Origin of the sequence: Actinomadura sp. GC306 (assembly GCF_004348665.1) — a bacterium.
Classification (GTDB): domain Bacteria; phylum Actinomycetota; class Actinomycetes; order Streptosporangiales; family Streptosporangiaceae; genus Spirillospora.
Genome location: NZ_SMKM01000093.1, coordinates 1 through 21655 on the forward strand (window position 1 = coordinate 1; position 21655 = coordinate 21655).

14 protein-coding genes are annotated in these 21655 nt (G+C 72.2%); all 14 read right to left on the reverse strand.

The window, feature by feature from the left end; translation table 11 throughout:
- The coding region (locus tag E1200_RS15490) for a hypothetical protein (protein ID WP_131952673.1) at positions 1 to 635 on the reverse strand (635 nt) is incomplete at its 3' end.
- Positions 632 to 2887, reverse strand: a complete 2256-nt coding sequence (locus E1200_RS15495) for a hypothetical protein (protein ID WP_131952674.1) — start codon at positions 2885 to 2887, stop codon at positions 632 to 634. The genes E1200_RS15490 and E1200_RS15495, both read right to left, overlap by 4 nt.
- On the reverse strand, positions 2884 to 3777 hold the full coding sequence (locus E1200_RS15500; protein WP_131952675.1) for a hypothetical protein: 894 nt from the start codon (positions 3775 to 3777) through the stop codon (positions 2884 to 2886). The genes E1200_RS15495 and E1200_RS15500 overlap by 4 nt, the downstream gene beginning before the upstream one ends.
- A complete protein-coding gene (locus tag E1200_RS15505; RefSeq protein WP_131952676.1) occupies positions 3774 to 4634 on the reverse strand; it encodes a hypothetical protein in 861 nt (286 codons plus the stop codon). The genes E1200_RS15500 and E1200_RS15505 overlap by 4 nt, the downstream gene beginning before the upstream one ends.
- 20 nt (positions 4635 to 4654) lie before the next feature.
- Positions 4655 to 5494: a hypothetical protein gene (locus E1200_RS15510; protein ID WP_131952677.1), complete on the reverse strand. Its 840-nt coding sequence runs from the start codon at positions 5492 to 5494 to the stop codon at positions 4655 to 4657.
- On the reverse strand, positions 5494 to 7326 hold the full coding sequence (locus E1200_RS15515) for a hypothetical protein (RefSeq protein WP_131952678.1): 1833 nt from the start codon (positions 7324 to 7326) through the stop codon (positions 5494 to 5496). Before E1200_RS15515 ends, E1200_RS15510 begins: the two co-directional genes overlap by 1 nt.
- Position 7327: 1 nt before the next feature.
- Positions 7328 to 9292 carry a hypothetical protein gene (locus E1200_RS15520; protein WP_131952679.1) on the reverse strand — a complete coding sequence of 655 codons (1965 nt, stop codon included), beginning with the start codon at positions 9290 to 9292 and terminating at the stop codon, positions 7328 to 7330.
- Between the two features lie 3 nt (positions 9293 to 9295).
- Positions 9296 to 10375 (reverse strand): hypothetical protein, encoded by a 1080-nt coding sequence (locus E1200_RS15525; RefSeq protein ID WP_131952680.1) that lies wholly within the window; start codon positions 10373 to 10375, stop codon positions 9296 to 9298.
- A complete protein-coding gene (locus E1200_RS15530; RefSeq protein WP_131952681.1) occupies positions 10372 to 12486 on the reverse strand; it encodes a hypothetical protein in 2115 nt (704 codons plus the stop codon). Before E1200_RS15530 ends, E1200_RS15525 begins: the two co-directional genes overlap by 4 nt.
- Positions 12483 to 15689 carry a tubulin-like doman-containing protein gene (locus tag E1200_RS15535; RefSeq protein ID WP_131952682.1) on the reverse strand — a complete coding sequence of 1069 codons (3207 nt, stop codon included), beginning with the start codon at positions 15687 to 15689 and terminating at the stop codon, positions 12483 to 12485. Before E1200_RS15535 ends, E1200_RS15530 begins: the two co-directional genes overlap by 4 nt.
- Before the next feature lie 25 nt (positions 15690 to 15714).
- Positions 15715 to 18000, reverse strand: coding sequence for a vWA domain-containing protein (locus E1200_RS15540; RefSeq protein WP_165950324.1), 2286 nt, complete (start codon positions 17998 to 18000; stop codon positions 15715 to 15717).
- 334 nt (positions 18001 to 18334) lie between these two features.
- Positions 18335 to 19528, reverse strand: a complete 1194-nt coding sequence (locus E1200_RS15545; RefSeq protein WP_131952685.1) for a tetratricopeptide repeat protein — start codon at positions 19526 to 19528, stop codon at positions 18335 to 18337.
- Between the two features lie 158 nt (positions 19529 to 19686).
- Positions 19687 to 20394: a Crp/Fnr family transcriptional regulator gene (locus E1200_RS15550; RefSeq protein WP_165950325.1), complete on the reverse strand. Its 708-nt coding sequence runs from the start codon at positions 20392 to 20394 to the stop codon at positions 19687 to 19689.
- A gap of 119 nt (positions 20395 to 20513) precedes the next feature.
- A partial coding sequence (locus E1200_RS34380; RefSeq protein WP_207933368.1) for a hypothetical protein occupies positions 20514 to 21655 on the reverse strand: 1142 nt, incomplete at its 5' end.

The following is a 21655-nucleotide window of genomic DNA, read 5'->3' on the forward strand; positions in this document are numbered from 1 at the left end:
GGCGGGGACGCGGGCGGCTCCCGCGGCGGCGGCTGCTCTTCCGCCTCCCCTTCGAGGTCGAGAGCGTTGGGGTCGGGGCCGCCCGGCAGCCAGAACCAGGCGTCGCCGTCCTCACCGAGTTCCGGCACCCGCACCCGGCGCAGGTCGCCCGCGTCGAGCGACGTCATGCCCGACTCGATCGACCCGCGGAACACGAACGCGGACACGATGACGGCGAGATCCGTGCCCGCCTCGTCCAGCGCCCCGCGCAGCGGGTCGGCGTCGCACAGCCGCGCCACGACCACCGGGCCCGTCCCCGTGTGCCCGTTCGCGCCCGCGGCGGCGGGCCCGTGGTGGATCGCGAGCCGCATCCGCGTCCGTGCGTCCCGGCTCAGTAGCCGGTTCCTGCCGCGCAGTTCCGCGTTCAGCTCGCGGACGAACCGGCCGACCAGCACCTCGGCGGAAACGCCGGGCGGCAGGACCACCAGCCGTCCGGAGCCGCTGCTCTGGCCGTCCCAGTGCTCGGCGTCGAGGTCGGCGTTCCGGGCCGCCGCCCGCAGGCATTCGACCAGGGTCTCCTGGAGGACCGCCTGCACGTTCTGCGGCGCGGCTTCGTACCCCTGCAGCGCAACCGCCATGACCGTCCGGTAACTCATGGGGTCTCCTCGGGCTCGGCCGCGACGACGACGCTGTAGACGGTCGCGCCGAGCTCGGCGACGAACTGGTTGAGCAGCGGGCGGTTGACGCCCAGCACGTGCATGACGGTGCCGCGCCTGTCCTCGTGGACGTCGGGGAACATGTTGATCACGTCCGCCAGCGAATGGTCGAACTTGCGGTGCAGGAACCGCAGATCCGCACGGATCTGCTGCATCGTCCGGTCCTCGTCCGCAAGCAGCCTCCCGACCTGCGCGCCGAACTCGCGCACCGCGTCGTCGATGAACGCGAGCGTCCCCCGCGCCTTGAGAGCCGGCTGGTCGACGATGTCGCCGAGCGCCATGTAGCGGTCCCCGGGGGCCGCGAAACGCGCGACCGGGATGCCCCGGCCGTCGAAGCCGAAGCGGGTCCGCCAGAACTTCCGCGCGTTGGCGTCGGCGACGGCGAGCGCCTCCCGGGCCTGCCGGCAGAGCCGGTCCGCCTGCTCGGCGCGACGCTGCCGGTCGGGGTCCTTCCACGTCCGCGCCGGCACGTCCCCGTACTCGGGCACCGCGCGGGCCGCCGGGAAGGACGCGGCGCGGAGCGCACCGATCTCGCGGCGCATCTCCAGGACCAGCTCGTACAGCCCGGCCTCGTCGGCCGCGGAGACGCGGGCGCGCAGCGTGGCGGCGAGGTCCTCGCGGAACGTGTCGCTCTCCCAGTGCAGGACGTGCGTGAACATGTCCGCGACGTCGTCCCCGTACGCGGCGGCCAGCGGACCGGCCATCACCAGCACGACACTGCGCGGATGCGCCCGGCGGCCGCCCATCAGCGCCGCCGCCCGGTTGCGCAGCTCGGTGAGCTTGTCCTCCTCCAGGACCGGGCCGCTGACCACGAGGGTGCATTCGCCGTCCCCCCGCGGGGAGGAGATCTTGAGGTCCGCCTGCCACCGCGACCGGTCGTCGCCCTTGAGCCGCGACACGTGGTAGCCGAGCTCGATGCACCAGCCGGCCAGCTTGCCGCGCACATGGTCGGGCGTGTCGGGCGCGCACAGGGAGAGGCTCGCCTCCCGGATCTGGCGCGGCCCGATGAGCGCGGTCCCGGAGGTCAGTTCGTAGGCGTGGTGGCAGAGGGTGATGGTGCGGCGCGGATGCCCGTCGGTCAGCTTCCACAGCTCGGCCACCGCGTCATCGGTGAACGGGTGCAGGACGCCCTCCTCGGCGCCGTCCGGCCGCTGCGCCGAGGAGATGTAGTCGCGGATCTGCGGGGGGGTCAGCCCGGACGGGACGATTTTGGTGGCGACGCGCCCCCGGATGCTCTGCGGCAGCGCCTCCCAGAAGTCGAGCAGCCCGCACACCACCAGCAGCGCCCCGGTCTCCACCGCCCAGCCGATCAGTTCCATCAGCGTCGCGGCGACCTCCGTGAGGCCGTCGCCGCCGTGGGGCCTGATCTGGTGCAGCTCGTCGAGGACGAGGACCATCCGGCCGCCCGTCCAGCCGCACAGCCGCGACAGGGCGCGCAGGACGCGCAGCGCCCGCATGTCGCTGTCGACCGGCGGAGAGTGCACACCGCGGTCCGCGAGCAGCCGCTCGTCCTCGGCGGAGTCGCGCCCGTCACCACTGAGCCACCGCCAGGCCGCCGACCCGGCCGTCGTGTGCCACACCAGCCCCAGTACGGTCGCCAGTTCATCGTCCCCCCCGGCGATCTCGAGCAGCCGCTGGTGCAGCCGCCACATCTCATCGACCGTCAACTCCTCGGACGCCGTCGGCCGCGGCGCGTCCGGCTCCTCGCCGGGATCGCGGCGCAGGTCGGCGCACAGGTCCTCGACCATCCGCTCGACCGTGCCGAACAGCAGCACCCCGGCGGCCGTGTCGACCGACCGGTTCAAGGCGCCGGTACCCGACCCGGGTGGGGCGAGCAGGCGGCGATAGATGGAGAGGACGGTGTCCCTGGGCTGACCCGACACGACGAGAACGACCGGCCGCGTCCAGGCGATGCGGCCCACCTCGTCCATCAGCGTCCAGGCCAGGTGGCTTTTCCCGGTTCCGTACTCCCCGAGGATGGCCGCGACCCTGCCGGAGTGGTCGGGAGCGCCGGCGGTGTCGGAGCGGGCGGTGAGGAAGTCGACGGCCAGATGCCGGACACGGCGGACCGCGTCGGTCTCCACCTGCACGGTCGCGCCGGTCCCGCCCAACCGAATCTCGGGCACCTTCGGGAACGGGTTGCGCGGCCGCGCGCCGTCCTCGCTCTCCACTCGTGCCTGCGATGGGTTCACGGCGCACCGATCCTGACTGCCGCGGCGAGGAAGTGGTGGATCGCGACCCTGCTCGCCCCGGCCCCGATGGCGGCCGCGAACGCCTGATGGCAGAGCACGTTGAACCAGGTCAGGTTGTTCGGGCTGACGCTGGCGCGCTGGAGCGCCAGGGACTGCAGGAGGAGCCCCATGTCCAGGTCGAACAGCCGGTCGAGCGAGGTCTCCGCGCCGACGCGGGCCCGCAGGAACTCCATCAGCTCTACATCGCTGAAGGGCTCCAGGCCGACCGCCGCTACGGCATCCCCCTGCGGATTGCGGGCGATGAGGTCGCGGACCTCCGTCCAATCGTCGTCCGCCCAGTAGGGGAACTCGAACAGATAGATGCTGGAGTTCAGCGCCCGCGCCGCCCGCACATAGGCCAACACCTGCTCGGCGACCGCGGGCGGGCGCAGGCTGGGGTCGGGGCGCGGCAGGCGGACGACGAGGCGCCGCCCGGCGAGGGCCCGCCCCAGTTCGTGGTGCTCCAGCACCAGATCGGCGCTCCGCACCTGCCGGACGTCGTAGAACGCCGCCCGCACCTCCTGCGGCAGCGGGTAGCTCTCGCGCATCCGCGCCAGGCAGTCCGCCGGTCCGGTCAGCCCGGTCGGCGGCCAGCCGGACAGGTCGACCGGGAGATGTCCGGACGACTCATAGCGGTGCAGGCACCGATGGGCCAGCACCGACTTCCCGAGATGCGGGCGGCCGCCGATGAGGACGACTCCGCCGTCCGACACCTCCGGCGGTTCCGGTCGCTTCGGGAACGGGATGTACCCGTCCCGCCGCTCGGGACCCGCGCAGCCCTCGTAGTGGGCGCCCAGGTCGGCCGGCCGCCGCGGGAACGGATTGGTCGCCAGTACCGGGTCCGCGCTCATGCCGCCGCCTCGCTCAGGTTCCACGCGGCGGAGATGACGTGGGCGGCGGAGACCTCAGCGCTGTCCTGCGCGATGGCGATGTCGAACGCGGCGCGCATGAGGCCGTGCATGCGGCTCAGCCGGATCGGTCTCCGCCCGGTGAGCAGCGGAAGGGCGAGCGCCTTCTGCAGTTCTTCCGGCATGCCCGGCGCAAGGGTTATCCCATTGTCGGGGAACCGCCTCATCACTCCGTCCACATAAGCCCACAGATCGTCCGCGCTGAGCTCGCTCACCACGCGCTCCTGCACCGCCACATCATGGTTCTTGTCGATCTGCGCGATGAGCCGGTCCCAGTCGTCCGGCCAGCCATCGGTCAGGTATTCGTAGATGAACACGTGTTTGCTGCGGTAGGCCGCAATGGCGTACTGCACGATCTCATCGACGATCTCCGCGCCGCCCGCCTGCGCCCTTTGCTCCACGCTCGGCAAGCGCACCGCCATCGGCGCCGTCGCGCGTCCCAGCAGCTCGTACAGCTTCTCTCCCCAGAGCTCGTCGTCCGGTCGCGACTCGTCCTCGTCGAAAGGGTCGATCTCGGCCTGCAGCGCGGAGAGCACCTGATGGCGCCGTGCCGGGCTGCCCTTGACGACTCTTCCGAGGCGAAGCAGATCCGTCGCTTTCAGACCACGTGCGTGATATTCGTGCAGCAGCCGATGCCCGTAGACCGTCTTGCCGTTTCCTCGTCCGCCGCCGATCAGCAGGACACTTCCCTGCACATCCGCCACGTTCGGAATATCCGGCGTGTTGGTGAAGGAAAGAAAAGGGGCTTCGGCCGCATGCGGGCAGTCTCCGACGCCCCTGCACAGGCCCATCGACAGCATCCTGTCCTTGAAAGGATTCCTCATCGTCCGCCCCCGGGTGTGCGCGTGCCCGCTGCCACGGGAGCGCCGGCCTCCGCGCCGTCGCGGCGGACCGCGTCGGCGATCTCGGTAGACAGCTCCCGGAGCCGCTCCACCGCGCCCTCGTCGCGGAAGTCGCCCTCCTTGAGCGTCTGGTGCGCGGTCTCCAGCCGTGCCAGCAAGGCACGGTTCCGCGCGGCCGGCAGCGGGACGCGCAGGATCGCCGACCACAGCTCCACACGGCTCTCCTCGAACGCGTTCTCGTCGGGCGCCTTCCCCCTGAGCCGGGCCCTGCGCACTCCGTCGGCGGCCTTCAGATAGCCGGCTGCCGCGGTGTTGAGCTGGTCGGCGAGCAACTGGCGGCGGGCGTTGCGGGCGGTCAGCGACGTGGTGGCCAGGGTCAGGAGGGCGCCGAGGACGAGGGTGAACACGGGGTTCGTCGCGATGCGCTGCCACAGCGGCGGTTTGGGCGCCGGGTCCTGGAGGGCCTTGGCACCGGTGAGCGCCGCCAGGGGTTGGCACGTTCTGCTGAACGCTTCGCCGGAGTCCCGGCTCCACTGGTCGAGTGTGGTGGGCTCGGCACCCCGCCTGGTGGGCCCCGGCCAGAACGCGGTCTCGGTGCTGCCGGGGGCTGCCTCGTCCAGGCGGATCGCCGTCTCGACGAGCATCGGCCGCTGCTTGGCCGACAGGCAGTGCACGCGGCGGGCGTCCGCGCGGACCGCGTCGTCCGGGCTCTGCCCGCCGCCCGTCTCGCCGACCACGACGAGGACGACGAGCAGGCCGGACAGGGCCGCCACGGTGATCGGCCACCGGCGCTCGCGGATCTGGTCGACCATCGGCATCAGACCAAGAACATGATCACGAAGGCGGCGAACAGGACGAGCGAGAGCCAGACGAGTGACCTGGTGACATTGGTGGGCAGCTCATCGGGCAGGCACAGCACGGTGAAGACAAGAGGTCGGCGATCGACGCCGGCCTCCGCGTGGCGACCGAAATTGTCCGGCGGATTGTGCCGGGACAGGTCGGGATCGACCTCGTCGCCGAAGGGGTCCGCCTGAAGGGGAAGCTGCTGAGGCCGAGGCTGCTGGGGCTGAGGCTGGGGCTGGGGCTGCTGAGACTCCGAAGGCAGGGCATAGGCCAAGAAATTCCTCGCCAGCCAGTCGGCGCGTTCGGGTTTCAGGCGCGCCGCGACGATGCCCAGCGCATCCGCGATCACCGGCGGCAGGCCGGTCCCGTTCGCGGATCTCCTGCGCATCTGCTCGATGAGTCCGTCGTCGCCGATGTCCGCCGCGAACAGCGGTTCCAGCAGGTCGGCCATGCGTGTCGGCCCGTCGGGCAGGCTTTCGACCCGGTCCACGAACCAGCCGCCGTGTTCCACGAGCTGCAGGATCGCGGAATACTCGGCGGTGTCGGGCCCGGCGCCCGTCTTGGAGCGCGCGGTGATCCAGTCCATGATCCGCAGTGCGCGCGAGGCTTCCCGCTCCTCGTCGAGCAACCGGTACAGATGGACGAGATACGGGTCGCCGCGTCGCGGCGCCGCCTGCGGCTGAGCCGGCGGAACATGATGGGCCGATGGCGCAGGCCGAGGCTCGACCCGCACCGGGCCGGGCTGGTTGTGAGCGGGCGACTGCCGGGCACGAACGGAGACCTGTGCAGGACGGTCTTCGGCCGGGGCGAGAGCGTCCGCGATCGCAGCGCTGCACGCGACTGCGTTGATCCTCTCCATCCTTTCGGCGCGGCCGTCGACCACCTTCTCGATGAGGCTGACACTCTGGTCGCCGAATGCCAGGTAGGCGTCCGCGAGCAGGTTCGCCGCTATGTGGACGACGTCGTTCGGATCGAGCCGAACATCGGGAAACACCGGGCGCGGTCCCTCGTGGAGCGGCGCGGCGTCCAGGGCGCGGTCCCGGAACGCGACCGCAAGGGCGGTCCGGCCGTCGCCGCCGCTCAGGGGCGCCTCACACGTGGAGAAGGACTGCTGCCAGCCGTCCATGAGATGGCCGGCGGCGTCCGTGAGCATCGGTGTCAGCACGTGATGCGCGGCCCACAGCAGGGGGAGCGCCCGACTCTCATGGAGGGGGGCACGGATGCCCGCCTCGGGCACGATGACCGTCACCGCGCGTTTCGGATCGTCGAGGACCGCCGCGAGGAAGGGCGCGAGGCCGGCCGCCCGCTTCGCTCGTCGTTCCAGTTCCTCGCCGGGCACGGCTCTGCTCATGAGCGAGTGAAACCTCAGGGTCTCCAGGGTGGTTTCGCTAGCGACCCTGCCGGGAGGCTGAGCGAGGAGGCCATCGACATCCGAGGCGGCGATCCGGATCGCGTCGGCCGGGGTCAGCGCCCTGGCGGAGCAGATCAGCGCACGGGCCACCAGGTGCAGGCGATCCCCTCCCGCGCCGTGGAACGAGTGGCCCTGCGCGCCGTGGAGGGGCAGCGCCGCCGGGTCCCTTCTGCGCAGGATGAGCGCCGCCATCCCGTCCGGAAAGGTGAGGTAGACGGCGCTCGACCGCGCCTCGGCCGCGGCCGTCCACCCCCGGCTCGAAACGGCTGCGTACCCCGTGAGGCGATCGTTCCACCGGTCGAAATCCCCACGGTGATGAAACGATGACGCGATTGCGCCCAGGTCGTCTCGCGAACGCCAGCGGAACTCCATTTGGGCGATCAGCGGCTCGGTCATCTCAGATCCCCACATCCCGGGTTTCGGCCGACGTCAGCAGCCCGGTCATCGCCATGAGCGCCACGAGGGGGCGCAGGACGCGCAGCGGACGGGCGCCCCGCTCGATCGCGTCCGTACCGGTCGCCGACACGACGTGCAGCGTGGCCCGTTCGCATTCCAGGTAGGGCCGCGTCCACGCTTCGGCGCCCCGCTGGTGCAGGTAGGCGAACACGTCCGCGCTCTCCGCCAGCACCTCGGCGGCGTCGAGTTCCGCGGAGTCGCGGCTCAGCCAGTGCGCGATCGGGTCGTCGAACTTGTACAGGTCGGCCTTGTTGAGGGCGATCGCGGCGCTCACGTGCGCCAGCCGGCCCGAGGACCGCAGCAGGCTGAGCACCGTGTTGAACGCCGGGTCGCCGAGGCTGCCCGAGCCGAACCGCGTCGGGTCCGCCACGAAGACCAGCCCGTCCGCGATGTCGAGGAACCGCTTCGCGTCACCGACGTTGCCGAGCTCGCCGCCCGCCACGTCGAACAGCGCCATCGCCCGGGGGCGTGCGGTGCCGCCGGAGACCACGAAGGCGTCCGCGAACGCGACCTCGCCCTCGCGGGTGGGCGCCAGCCACGCGGACTCGCTGAACAGCGGGTGGACCATGTCGCGCAGGAACGCGTGGTGCCGGTCGAGATCCACCGGCTGGGCGGTGAGCCCGTAGGCGCTGAGCGCGCCGCGCTCGATCGCCGCGACCATCGCGGCGGCCAGGTGCGTCTTGCCCGACGTGGTGGCGCCGATGAACCCGTAGACCGCCGGCGCCCCGTACTGCCCGTAGCCGGCCGGAAGGTAGTGCGGTTCCGTCGTGTTGCCGGGGTTGGGGCAGCGCACCGCGGCCGTCCGCATCAGGCGGGCCCGCTGTTCAGGGGTGGTACTCGGCGGCGGGGAGAGCTCGATGTACTGCGCGAGGCCCTGGTCGAAGGTGTAGAGGGGCAGTTCCCCCCAGTCGAGGCGGCCGAGGCAGATCGGGCAGGAGACCTGCTCGCCGGCGCCGGCCGGCGGACTGCCGCCCCCCGGCGGGGACGTCATGGCGGACATGGGCACTCCGGTCTGCGCGGACGGCTCGGCCGTCTCCGCGGGCTCGGTGGACGTGTTCGGGGCCGCGACCGCGACCGGCCCGGCCGCCTCGACCAGCCGTGCGACACGGGCGGCCATGGTCTCGAGCTCGGCCAGCCCCGCGGTGTTGCGCAGTTCGCGGAGCGCGTTGGTGCCGCCCCGCGCGTAGAGCCGGGCAAGGTCGACCGCCGCGGGCAGGTTGGCGTCCCGGGGCGGCGGCTCCGCGGTGCCGTGCCCGAAGCGCAGGAACATCCCCGGCGGCTGGACGCGGCGAGTCCGCTGCTCGGCGGAGGTCTCGAAGCCCGGCGACCACGCGGGCCAGTCCCCCAGCCCGGAGCCGAGGACCGTGAGGATGTCGTCGAGCGCCCACAGGAACGCCATGGTGTCGCCGGTCATCGGGGCCTCGACCAGGCGCGGCCCGTCCAGCACCAGGGACAGCAGGACGACCAGCGGCCGCTCCAGCGCGGCGGAGCGCGCCTGCCGGCCGAGGTTCGTCCGGTGCGGGATCAGCGCACTGGGGTTGACCATGGGCGCGCGGCTCGGAAGGTCCGCGGACGCCCACGTCCAGTCGTGCAGTTCCAGCGCGAGGCGGGGCGTCAGGACGCCCGCGGAGCCGAACAGCAGGTGCGCGGTCGTGCTGTCTTCGAGCCCCGGCCGGGCGCGCCGGATCAGGACCGCTTCGGCCCCGAACGCCGCGTAGAAGCAGCCGGAGTCCGGTTCGCCGCCGCGCAGCCACGGTTCGATCCGGTCGTGCCAGCGGCTCAACTCGGCCGTGGCGGAGGGGTCGAGGGAACTCGCGACCGGCCAGAGGCCCGCCTTGGGCATCTCGCCGAGGCGGCCGGTCGTCCCCCAGCGGTACTGGGTCTGATGCAGCAGCGAGTTGGCCACCGGTCACCGCCCCACTACAAGGAGCACTGCGACGACGGCCAGCGCCGCCACACCGCCCCACAGCAGCCAGGAGACGACGCGGCCGCGTCTCGGCGCGACCGCCGGTCCAGGCGGAAGGACGGCCACCGGCTCCGCGGCCGGGGCCGTCTTCCCCTCGGCGGGGCGCTCGGCCGCGGGTTCGGCGGGAGGTGCCGTCTGCGGATGCTTCCGCCGCCGCTGCGCGAAGAACTCGGCGCGGCCACGGCCGAACGCGGGGTCGGCGGCGAGCGGCCGCGGCGGCGGGTCCGCCTCCCCCAGCCGGTGGAGCAGCCTCTGTGCGTCCGGGCGGCGTTCGGGGCTTCCGATGACGTCGGCCAGGAGCACCTCCAAGTCGGGACGGTCGGCGAGCTTGGCCCGGTCGTCGAGTTCCTCTCCCGTGAGGACGTAGAAGATCAGCCGTCCGGCCGCCCAGATGTCGTCGGTCGGGCCGACGTCGCCGCGGTGCCAGCCGGGCGGCGTCTCCGGCCGCTGCTCGGGCGCCTGCCACGGCGGTGCCCCGGTGACGGTGCGCGGCGATCCGATGAGCGCGGCCTGCGAGAAGTCGGTGATCTGCACGTTCGCCCCGTCCCAGCGGACGGTGCGGGGATCGAGGCCGCGGTGCGCGATGCCTGCGGCGTTCAGCAGCCGCACCGCCCGCAGCAGTCCCGCCTGGAAGCGGCGTCGCTGCTCGGTGGGCAGCTTCCCGGCGAGCGGTTCGATCTCGGTGCCGCGCAGGGGCTCCAGGAGCGCGAACGGCTCGGCGACGTCGGAGTCGTAGCCGATCAGCCGGGACACGGTGTCCGGATAGGGGCGGCCCTCGGACAGGCGGGCCAGCCGGAGGCCGGCGAGAATCTCACCGTCGAGCAGGCGGCAGCCCGCGGCGAACCCGCCGGGGCCGCGGTCGACCGGGCGGACCCGGCGGACCACGACGGTCCGGTCCGGCAGTTCGAGGCGCAGCCGGTCGGCCTCCAGCGGCGGGAGCAGGGACGGCTCGGGCCCGTCGCCCTCGACGGCCTTCGCCTCGGTCGGAACGCCGTGCACGTCGTAGTAGCGCAGCCGGTTCACATCTCCCCCCCGTCGTCCTCCCCCTGGCCCCACGTCCACTCGATGACGTGGGAGTGCAGCGGGACGAGCCGGAGCACGCCGCACATCGTCGGCGCCGCCACGTGGACGGTCTCGGGCGGATACACCGCGCCGTCCCCGGCGGGCCTCGGCCCGAACCGGAGGACGGGAGGTCGCGGTGAGGCGTCCAGCAACCGGAGGTCGCCCGGCGCGCACATCTGCCACATCTCCGCCTCCGCATCGCGGGAGACCTGTTCGACGAAATAGGCCAGATCCTCCGGATCGACGGGGGCGGGGGCGGCGTCGGTGACGAACGGCATCTCCTCGGGGCTCTGGCCCTGTTCGACGGCGCTCTCCCAGTCGTTGACGAGTCGGCCGGTCTCCATCGACGCGAGCTTTTCCACCTCGCCGCCGGGCCCGGCCTGCAGGGCGGGCCTGACGGCGGCGAGCACCAGCCCGCCAAGCCAGGAGTGGACACGCTCGCCGTAGGGCACGACGGACCGGGACGGCTGTGGGAGACCGTCCCCGTCGAGTGCGTCGCAGCGTGTCTTCAGCTCCTCCCGGACGCCCTCCAGCGCCTGCCGCAGCAGGTTCAGCTCGTCGATGGTCTCCAGCCGCCGGTCGAGCCCGGACCAGTCGGCGACGGCCCGGCCGAGGAGCTCGCGCAGTCTCTGCAGCGCCTGCTCGGCGGCGGCGAGGTCGGCGTCCTCCGCCCAGCGCAGAGCGCGGGCCCGCCACGAGCACGCGATCGCGATCAGCGCGCCGGCGACGGCGGCGGACACCGCGGCGGCCCACCCGGCGGCCGGGAGCCCGGCGGAACCGCCGAGCCCGCCCGCGATCCCGCCGGCGAGCGCCCCGAAGGCGTTGAACCCCAGCCCCCGCGAGTGCTCCTCCAGCCGCCCGCCGGGACCGCGGATCACGCTGAGCGCGACCAGTGCCGTCCACAGCACGGCCATCACGAGGCCGCCGGCGACGCCGAGCGGGGACAGGCCCGCGAGCGCCGCGCAGACCGCGCCGGCCGCCGGCAGCCACGGCTGCGGCGGCGGCATCGCCGGCGGGCTCTGCAGCCCCCGCAGCAGCGGGTCCGAGCAGATCTCGCTCAGGCGGCGGCCGTGCACGTCGCTCCGCTCCAGCGTTCCCGCCCATTCGCGGAGGTCCATGTCGATCCGGGTGAGGGACGCACCGCCCTTGAGACTCGCGTCCAACCAGGCGCGCAGTTCGTCGCGGGGCCGCCGCTCCTCTTCCGGAGCGGGCAGCTCGACCCCCCGCGCGGCGATCATCGTCCGCCGCTCCTTGGTGAGCCGCTCGTCTGCGGGCACCGCCTGGAACAGCCCGGCCAGGCGGTCGCGCAGCTCGGCGAGCCGGTCACCGGCCCCCTCGAAGGCCGCTTCGACGTACGTCCGCCGGATCAGTGCCGCGGTGCCGGGTAGCCCGTCGGCGGCCTGCCGGGCCTCTGCCACCGCGTCGTCGGCGTCGTCGAAGGCCCGCTGCAGCATCCCGCCGCGCGCGAGGTGCAGTGCCGCCCGCCCGGCGGGCGTCCCGGCCGCGGGCCGCACCGCCGAGGGCGAGGTCGGGTCCTGCATGCGCCGGATCGCGAACCGGAGCGCCTGCAGGAACTCCATCTGCCCGTTGCCGCCGCTTCCGGCGATGTGCAGGCCGGGGACGGCCGCGCCGTGCGGCACCCGGCCGAGCAGCTCGTGCGTGCGCCGGAACATGCCGGGCATCCGCAGCAGTTCGGCCAGCCGCTCGAACCCGTCTCCGCCGCGGTGGTCGCGGCGGCGCGCGCGGCCGGCGGCCTGCAGCGGCCAATCGACGCCGGTCCTCTCGATCACCCACAGCGTGCGCCGCTCGATGTTGCGCGGCAGCCGCAGCACGTGCCCCTGCTCGTCGGCAGCCCGCTCCTGCCTGCCCAGCACCAGGCACAGCAACTGCTCGACCTGCCGGGACCCGTCCAAAGCCTCGAACGCCGCCCGGTGGCGGACGACGGCGGCGGCGGTGTCCTCGACGAGGAGCATGCCGAGGTCCCGCGGGGTGGCCAGCAGCGCCGCCACCCTGGACACCGCCTCGGCGGCGTCGCAGTCTTTCAAGTCCAGCCGTACGACGTGGGTGCTCACCGGCCCTCCCCGAAGTCGTGGCCCCAGCTGTGCGCCGGGCCGTGCCCCGCGTCCGGCTCCGCCTGCCGCCCCATGTTCTGCAGCGCGGGCTTTTCCAGGCCGCGCAGGTTGGCGCGGACGGCCGACACGTCGGTGAACTCGGTGTCGAGCGCGGCCGGATAGGTGCGGGCCCAGAAGTCGCGGAGCAGCTGCGCACGGGCCCGGCTGGAGGAGTGCAGTTCGCCGAGCATGGCGTCGATGCGGCGGATCTGCGCGTCCGCCATGTCGCGCAGCACGAGGTACAGGTCGCCGGGCGCCTTCGGCATGCTGCCGACGCCGTCCGGGGCCTCCTGCATGAGCTGCGCGCAGAAGTCGCGGCGGATGCCCTCGTTGTCGGCGAACGTCCACAGCTCATATGACTGCAGCAGGCTCCCCCAGGACGACGCGTTCTCCAGCGGGGTCAGCTCCAACGTCATCGACACGCCGCCGGCCAGCCGGAACGACACGCTGATCGGCGAGGCCGGGTCGCCGTCCACGGTGACCTTGTCGTTCCACATCGCGCACAGCAGCCGGTGCAGGATCTGCACGCGGTGCTCCTCGTGGGTGGCGAGGTAACCGAAGTCGTATCCCAGCCGCTGACGCCACTTGAGGTAGTCCTGCCGCTGCGGCCGCTCGATCGCGTCCGCCCAGGTGCGCAGGACGTCCCGGACCTCGCGGACGTCGGTGATGCCCATGGACGAGCGGAACAGCACCACCGCGATCGACTCGGCGGTGGTATGGGTGAATTCGTAGACCAGGTCCGGCCCGGCCGGCAGGTTGATCGCCTCCCGCAGGTAGGACTCGATGCCCGGGTCGTCCGCCCCAGCCGGGTAGGAGACCAGGACTTTCAGCTTGCCGGTGCCCTGCGGGCTGAAGTTCGCCGGAACCAGCCCCGCGAGCTTCCCCCGGAACTCCTCCAGCTCCGCGTCGCCGAGCTCGGCGGGCGCCTGCCCGGCCGCCTGCGCGACCAGGTCGTGCAGCGTCGGCAGCAGCGGCGTCCGGCCCTCGCCCGCCATCCGGAAGTAGGTCTTGACCTCCGCCTTCACCCGCTCGCGCAGCTCGGACACGGCCGCCTCGGGCTTGGAATCCCACGCCGTCCGGTACGCCTCGCGCCAGCCGTCAGCGCCGATCAGCGGGGCGAGCAGCTCCGCGGCGGACGCGCTCGGCTGCAACTGCCCCTTGCCGACGAGGTCGTCGGCCATGCGGCGGACGACCCGGACGTAGAACTGGTCCAGGTCGCCGCCGGACGGCAGCAGGTACGAGACGCCGACACGGGACTTGGACAGGTCGGCGGCCCGGTCGCGGAACCGGTCCCGGTCCTGCCCGGCGTGCTCGACCAGCGCCCGCGTCACCCCGCGCAGCACCGCCTCCACCTGGTCGACCTGCTTGCGCCAGCGCGGCGCGAGCTGCGACCACGGCTCGGTCCACACGACGTTGGTCCGCCAGCGGAACCACCGGTCCTGCTGCTGCCGGGCCTCCACCGGCTCCGGGTCCGCCCACTTGACCTTCACCATGCCGAGGGACCGGTCCCGCAGCGTCGGCAGCGGCGGTGGATTCGGGCCGAGGCCCTCCGGGGCGGGCGGTTCGACGCGGCGGCGCTGCATGAGGCCGATCGCGCCGCCCCGCTCCACCTCGTCGGCGGCGTCGGGGTTGCCGAACAGCGCCCGGGTCAGCCGGAACGGGTCGACCTTGGCGAGCATCCTGGGGACCGCGTCGCGCGCGTCGAACGCGCTCACCCGTTCGGGGATCTCCCGGTCGAGCCGGTTGCGCAGCCGCTTCAGCGCCACCCGCATCGCCTCGGCCCGGTCGTTGAGCGCCGCCGTGACGTCCTTGGCGCCGGTCACGGGCTCGGGCTCGGCGTGGTCCTGCGCGGGCCGGCTGAAGATCTCGGCGATGTTGGCGACGGTGAAGAACTCCTGGATCAGCGCCCGGTTGCTCTCCACCCCGGGCAGCGAGCCGCGCAGGTCCTCGATCCCCTCGCGCAGGATCCGCCCCGCGACCAGGTCGGCCAGCTCGTCCACCGGCACGGTCAGCGACGCCACCAGCGCGGTCGACACACCGCGGTTGCCGATGCCGTTCTCGGCGGGGATCTGCCGGTCGACGCTGGCGTTGATGAAGCTGTCGGCGAACGACTGGTGCTGCTCCCCGTCCTTGCTGGTCCGCTCGTCCAGCTCGGTGCCGAGCAGCGACAGCATCAGCGACACCACCGAGCGGCGCAGGTCGCCCGGCTCGGCGCCCACCGGGCGGCAGAACAGGAAGCCGGTCTGCGCGATGCCGGGCCGCAGGACGATCCGCCCGTCCACCGGGTAGTGCACGGCGACCTCGTCGGGGTCGACGGCCGCGCGCACGGAGTGCCCGCGCAGTTCCCGCTGCGCACTGCCCCCGTTCTGGTGGTCGACGAGCCGGAACAGGTCGAGCAGCGCCCGCCCGGAGTTGAGCTGTGCGGGACGGCCGCCGCCCAGGCCGTCGACGAACGCCGACGGCATCAGCACCAGCGGGTAGATCTTGGGCCGCAGGTCGGTCCGCTCGAACAGGTTGCCGATCAGGTGCAGGTAGTCGTAGAAGATGCCGGCGCCGGTGCCGCCCGCCACGGAGAAGGCGACGAACACGTCCACGGCCTTCTTGTTGCTGGACTTGCCGCTGAGTTTGTAGAGGTCGGTGGCCGCCTGCGGGCGGGACAGCCCGCCGATCGCGGCGTTCAGGTCGAGGGTGGCGGTGCCGACGCCGCTGCGGAACGTCTCGAACAGCGCGGCCCGCCCGATGGTGGGCAGCTGGCCCGCACCGCGCTGCAGCGGCACGACCCGCGGCTCCCCGGCATCGGGCGGCAGCCAGGACGCCACCTCCCGCTCCGCGTTGAGCCGCAGGTTCTGCGCCACCTCCGGGAAGCTGTCCACCTGCGGCACCAGGCCGCGGACGTAGTGCGCGGTGCGCTGCACGGCGGGCACGTGCTGGGCGCCGGGGGCGACGGCCAGGGGAAGCCGGTCGAGGTCGGCCTGGTTGACGTCGGCGTACACGAACTGGATGCAGTCGGGCAGCTGGTAGGGCAGGGCGTCCTCTCGGTGCCGCTGGAACGCGGTGCCGTCGGGGCCGCAGAACTCCTCGCGGAGCCGCCGCTCGAGCTCCGCCCCGATCAGGCAGCCGGTGCCGCCCAGTCCGACGAACAAGACTGGCTGGTAGAGCTTCATGGAGGTCTTCTTCCTTGACCGGCCGTTACAGCCAGGGGTCGTCGTAGGTCTGCGATCCGGGGATCGTGGAGGGCGTGGGCTGCGCCGGCGCGGGGTCGCCCTGCGCTGCGGAGGTCTGGACGTTGTCCGTCCCCCCGACCTTTTGGCCTGGGCCGGGGGGCCTGCGGCGGCGGCGCCGCGTGTCCTCGAAGGCCAGCATCAGGCCGGTCTCCTCGTACGGCTCGCCCTCGCCGCCGATCGCGATCTCGTAGCGGGGGCCGTCCGGGATCTGGACCACGACCTTCCCCGGTGCGCCGCGGCGGGCGCGGATGGGCCGGTCCCCGGAGCGGGGGTAGTCCAGGCCGGGGTCGCCGCCGTCCGCGCCGTCGTGCACGACGAACCGGAACTCGGCCGCCCATTTCCCGGGGGCCTTCAGCACGGCGGCCTCCACGCCGTCCCGCCGCAGGGACGCCCGCAGCCCCCGCACGTCGATGCGGGCGCGGCGGGCCCGCCGACGCAGGTAGGCCAGAAGGGCCACCACCAGGACCAGGAGCACGGCGCCCGCGATGTGGTACCGGTGCCGCTCGAACCAGCCGGGCGGGTTCTCGATCGTGACGGTGAGCTGCCCGTTCGCGTAGACCTTCGACAGGTCGGCGGCGTCCGCGACCTTGACGGTCAGTGACGTGCCGCCGAGGCCGGCGTCCCCCGGGAACTCCACGGAGAAGGGCCGGGTCGTCGTGCCCTGCCCGATCGTCAGATCGGTGCCGCCGGCGAGGACGGCGCGGGCGCGTCCCGACCCTTCCAGCACGAGGCGGCCGCGGACCGGGGGGCCCGTGTTCTCCATCGTCACCGTGCCGCGCACCTCGGTTCCCGGGTGTACGACCGGATCGGCCGAGAACGCCACGCGGCCCTGCAGGGCGGGACCCTGCGCACTGATCGCCACGGTCACCGGGACCTTCTCGGCGCGGACGCCGTAACCGCTGACGACCCCGGTGAAGGTGATGTCGCCGGGTGTCGGCGGCGCCGTCAGCGTCCCCGCGTACCGGCCGTCGCCGGCCCGGTCGTCGGGCTCCTTGCCGTCGTCGCGGATGACGATGCTCTGCGGTGCCTGAAGCGACGGCCCGGTGGCCTGGACGGTGAAGGTCAGCCCGGAGAGGGCCTTCGCGTCCGTGATCGCACCCCGGCGGGTGACGAGGGACAGCCGAACCGTGAGCGGCTGGCCGGTCCGGGCGCTCGGCGGCTCGACGACGAGGGAGGAGCTGACCGCGCCCTGCCAGATCGCGGTCGCGCTCACGAGCTGCTCGGCCAACTTGTCCGGCGCGGTGAGCCGGATCGTCCACCGCCCGTTGCGCGGGTTGACGACGCGGAGCGTCTCAACGGTCGCGTTCTCGCCCGCCCGCTTGAACTCGCTCTCGCCGAGCCTGCCGTTGCCGGGGACGGTCTCTCCGGAGGGGTCGATGTAGTCGACGCGAACCTTCGGGTCCCCCTTGGCGACGGTGATATTGCCGTCGGTCGCGATGATCGGGATGTCGATCTTCAGTTCGCGGGTCTCGCCGGCGCCGAGCTTCGCCGCGTCGCTGTGGCTGACCCCCTGGCAGCCGGCCGCGGCGAAGGCTTCGCTCAGCGAGCGCAGCACGTCCCCGGAATCACGCACGACCCGCGCCCGGGGCTTGGAGTCGGGGCGTTCGTCGCAGGTCCCCTGGTAACCGCCGGCGGCGAATCCGTCGAGTGCCGGGCGGTCGATCGCATCGCCGAAGCCGAGCGGCCACACCTGGACGCGGTTCGCCTGGGCGAGGGCGAGCTGGGTGTCCACCTGCTTTTGCGCTTCGCCATTACGGTCACTCGCGATTCGTCCGTAATTCGGGCTGCGGGAGACGTCGAGCCGCCCGTCCGTCAGCAGGAAGACGACTTTGAGGGCGCCGTCCGGACCCCCTGTGGTCAAGGCACTGAGGCCCTTGGCCAGTGCGGCCGCGTGGTCGGTGTCGTTGCCCTCACCGTCCTCACGGCGATGCAGTTTTCGGACGCACGATGCCAGCGCGTCCTTCTTTACCGAACTGTCCAGGATTGTCGGGGGACATACCTCGGTGATTGCACTTTGTCCCGGTCTGTTCTGGCTGCCGAATCCGTAGACCGAGACACGGCTGCGTGCGTTCAGGCCGCCGAGCGCGATCGTGGAGGCGGCGTCGATCTCCTTCTGGACATCGGCCTTCGTGAGGCTGCCGGACTCGTCCACCAGGATGGACACGTCCATCAGTGTCGTCTCGGGTGCGGCGGCGGCCGTGTTGGCCGTGGTACTCCCGGCACCCACGGCGGCGTTCGCGGCAGCGTGCACGGTGAGTGGCCACAATTGGACGGCCAAGATCGCCGCCCCCACGGCGATCCGCCCCCTTGGGCACGCGAATATGCGCCCCGGTATCAACATCATCTTCCAGAACCCCTGTGCAATGGCGTTTTATCCACCCCGTGCAACCCAACTTTCTCGATGATGACTGAAGCATGACATAGTCGTCACCTCCAGTTATTCGACTGTTACAAAGTCCCCCGTGCGGTCATTTCGATCAAGAACTCGGCTGTCCGGATTGTTCCATTTGTGGGCATGATTGACCCACTCGACCGGCTATTGACCGATTCGAGATCGAATTACTAACTAGAATGAGTTTTCAATATCAGTCGGACGGATCGGCAGCGCCACCCTCCGCGTCGTCGGTGACGGGAAGGGCGGCCAGCTCGCGCAGGAAGCCGTCCAGCAGCCGGTCCACCACGGCGGGCGCATCCCCGTGCGGCTCCTCCCGGACCAGCCGCAGTCCCTCCACCAGGTAGTTCTGAGCCGTAGCGGCCCGCCGGGCCCGCCGCTCCAGCCGGCCCAGTTCCAGGTACGCCTCAGCCGCCGAGGGCCGGTGCTCCAGCAGGAACGTCCAGGTCTGCCGGGCCTCCTGCACCGCCCCGAGCGCGACATGGCAGCGGCCGAGCCGCAGCAGTGCCGCCGGGCCGGGCGGTGACGCCGGATCTCCGCACATGCCGAGCAGTTCCTCCAGGTCCAGTCGGGCGCGCTCGTACTCGCCGAGTCGCATCAGCGTGTCGGCGCGTGCGTCGAGCAACCTCACCCACGCCCCTCGCCCCTCGGGGGAGACCTTTTCCAGCAGACGCGCCGCCTCTTCCGCCCGTCCCTGGTCAAGGAGCGTCCGCGCCTCCGCGACCTTGCCGGACGGATCGGCGTCCTGGGCCGTGCCGGCCTGGCCGCCCCGAGCCTCCGTGGAACCGGGCCCCTCCCCGGCGGGGCCGCCGGTGCGGTCGGAGACGTACAGCCAGGCGTCCATGGAGAACCCCTTGCCGGCCACCGTGCTCCGCACCTGCCAGAAGCTCTCCGCACGCAGCGACCGGTAGCCGTTGCGGATGACGTCCTGAAAGAGGTGGTCGGAGACGATCATGGCGAGCTGCGCCCGCGGGAAGTCCTCCAGCGCCGCCTTGACCGGCGGGCTGTCCAGCAACCGGAAGCAGTCGATCACGGCGCTCCCGTTGAACCCGGCCGGACCGGGCGTGACGAGTCCGCTGGTCAGCGCGAAACGCAGCCGGATGCGCGCCGACTCCGAGAGCAGCCGGTTCTCCTGCCGCAGCGCCACCTCCAGCTCCGAGACCAGCGCCGGGATGACCGTGCTCTCGTCGATCCCGCTCGGCGGCAGGATGAGCACCCCGTCGCCGCTGCTCTGCACGATCTCCTCGGGCAGCCCCGCCTCCCTGCAGGCCGCCAGGCTCACGGTGACGAGCGCCTGCTGCGCGCGGATCTGCTCGGGTACGAGCCGTTTGCTCCACCCCTTGATGTCCAGTGCCGCGCACAGCGAACGGCGTGAACCAGCCCCCATGCCTCCCCTTTCTCAGGCTTCGGCATGAAGTCTCACGGTCCCGCGGACGTCACAACCCGCATCAGTACGGGAAAGACGATTTCGCCTCACAAATCCTTGTTCGCGCCAGAAGCGAGCCGGACCGGGGCCGCCCTACATCAGGACCGACGGGATCGACCTCACCTACGAGGGGGGCACAGTTGCAGGGGCAGTGGCATGTCGGCGAGGTCGGCGAGACCGGGCGGGTCCAGCAGGGCGACACGGCCTCGTCCGCAATGGACGAGATCGCGCAGCGTGGGCCCCTTGAGGGCCTTCTGCACGGTGCCCTCCTGGGCGCCGATGAGCATCGCGAGCTGCTTCTGCCGGAGCCGGACGACGGGTCTTCCACCTTCGCGTTCAGGTGACCGTCCCGCCTGGTAGAGCAGTGCTCTCGCCAGTCTGACGTCGACCTCGTAGCCGGCCGCGTCGGCGCGGTAGACGTTGGCCTGGGTGAGCCGGTCTCCGGTCATCCGGCTGAGCGCGAGCATCGCCTCCGGATGGCGCGTGAGGCACGTCATGAACGGCCGGGCCTGGATGACGGAGACGGCGCACCGGTCCAGCGTGGTCACCGTGGCGGTGCGGACGTCATCGTTGATCACCGCCATTTCGCCCACGAGGTCACCGGCGTGCCTGATGCCCAGCAGCGACAGGGCACCGTTCTCGACGATCCGCTCCACGCCGACGCGGCCGTCGAGCAGCACGTACACCGCCGCGCCGGGCTCGCCCTGCCGCATGAGCGGCCGGTTGGGCTGCACGGTCTGGACTCTCCCGAGCTGCAGCACGGTCTCGCGGGCGGACCGGGAAAGCCGCCCGAGGAAGGAATGGTCATGCCAACCGGAGCCCGTCATGGGACGTCTCCTCAGCGCACGCGCGTCTCGCTGCGCCGTCCCGCCGGGCCCGGCGCCGCCTGAACGGGCACAGAGTATGGCAGGTTCTCCCCCCTGATACCGGGTCACAGGCCACATATCTATGGTTCCCGCCACCCTCCGCGAGAGGGCGGCGCGACCCGTGTCCGCGGGCCATCGGCCCGGGCGAGCGCAGCGTCCAGCAGCCGGTGCGCCGCCGCGTGATCACCACGCCGGACGGCCTCCACCGCCAGGACACGCAGCGTCTCCGCGCCCTCCGGATGGGCGTCCGCCGCCTCGTTCACCATCCGGTCACCCGCCCGCCGTCGTCCTCGCCGGTAGGCCCGGGCCGCCAACGCGAGCAGCAGATCGTGCTCCAGTCGCCGCGGGTGCGGCGCCAGGGTGGGCCGTGCCCGCACGATGCGCAGGCCATCGGCGAGAAAGCTCCGCGCGACGTCGTCGGCCTCCTCCAGATCCATCAGCGGATAGGCGGCCAGTGTCAGCGGAAACCGGCGCAGCAGATAACGCCACGTTTCCAGCGCGGCCCGCGACTCGCCCATCCTCAGATGGCATATCCCGAGTGCGAGCAACGGCTCCGGACCGGGTTGGACGTACAAGGTCTGCCACACCTCGTCCATGTCCGCGGCCGGATCGGCGGACGACGAGAACGTCCAGGGCCTCCGAGCCTCAAGGGTGGGCGGGACGCTCCTCTCAGGCGAGGCAGCCGGGCCGTCCGCCGGCCAGACCCAGTACTCCGGGCCGCAGTTCTCGTCTCGGACCCGTTGCAAACGCGGCATGGACGGCACTTCACGCACACGCCAGTGGAGAAGTCCGTTCATGAGGAGAGCGGCCGTTTCCCCGCACTTTCGACCTCGCACATAGCGGTGAGCTCGGTGGAGCAACCGAATCGCCTCCGCGACGAGCTCCGCTCCCGCTCGCGGCCCCGCCGACCCGCCCGTTATGCCGATGCTCGTTCCTCGCCATCCCGGTTCATGGGAACGCACGGCATCCAGCAGGCGGGGCGCTGCCTCGGCAGGCTCCGTCCTGAGGACGAACACAAGGATCTCCCCCGAGGCGAAGACCATCTCCGTTTCAATGCCGGTCGACCGGCGCATGCCCTCGACCGACTCCACGCGTGCCCGGATCCGCTGCGGAGTGCTCAAACGCTCCCATCCGCCGATCCTGACGCCGACACAGGTGACCTGCGCGTCCTCATCCAATCCGCCCTCCAGGTACGGTTGCCCTCCCCCACTCTTCCCCGACG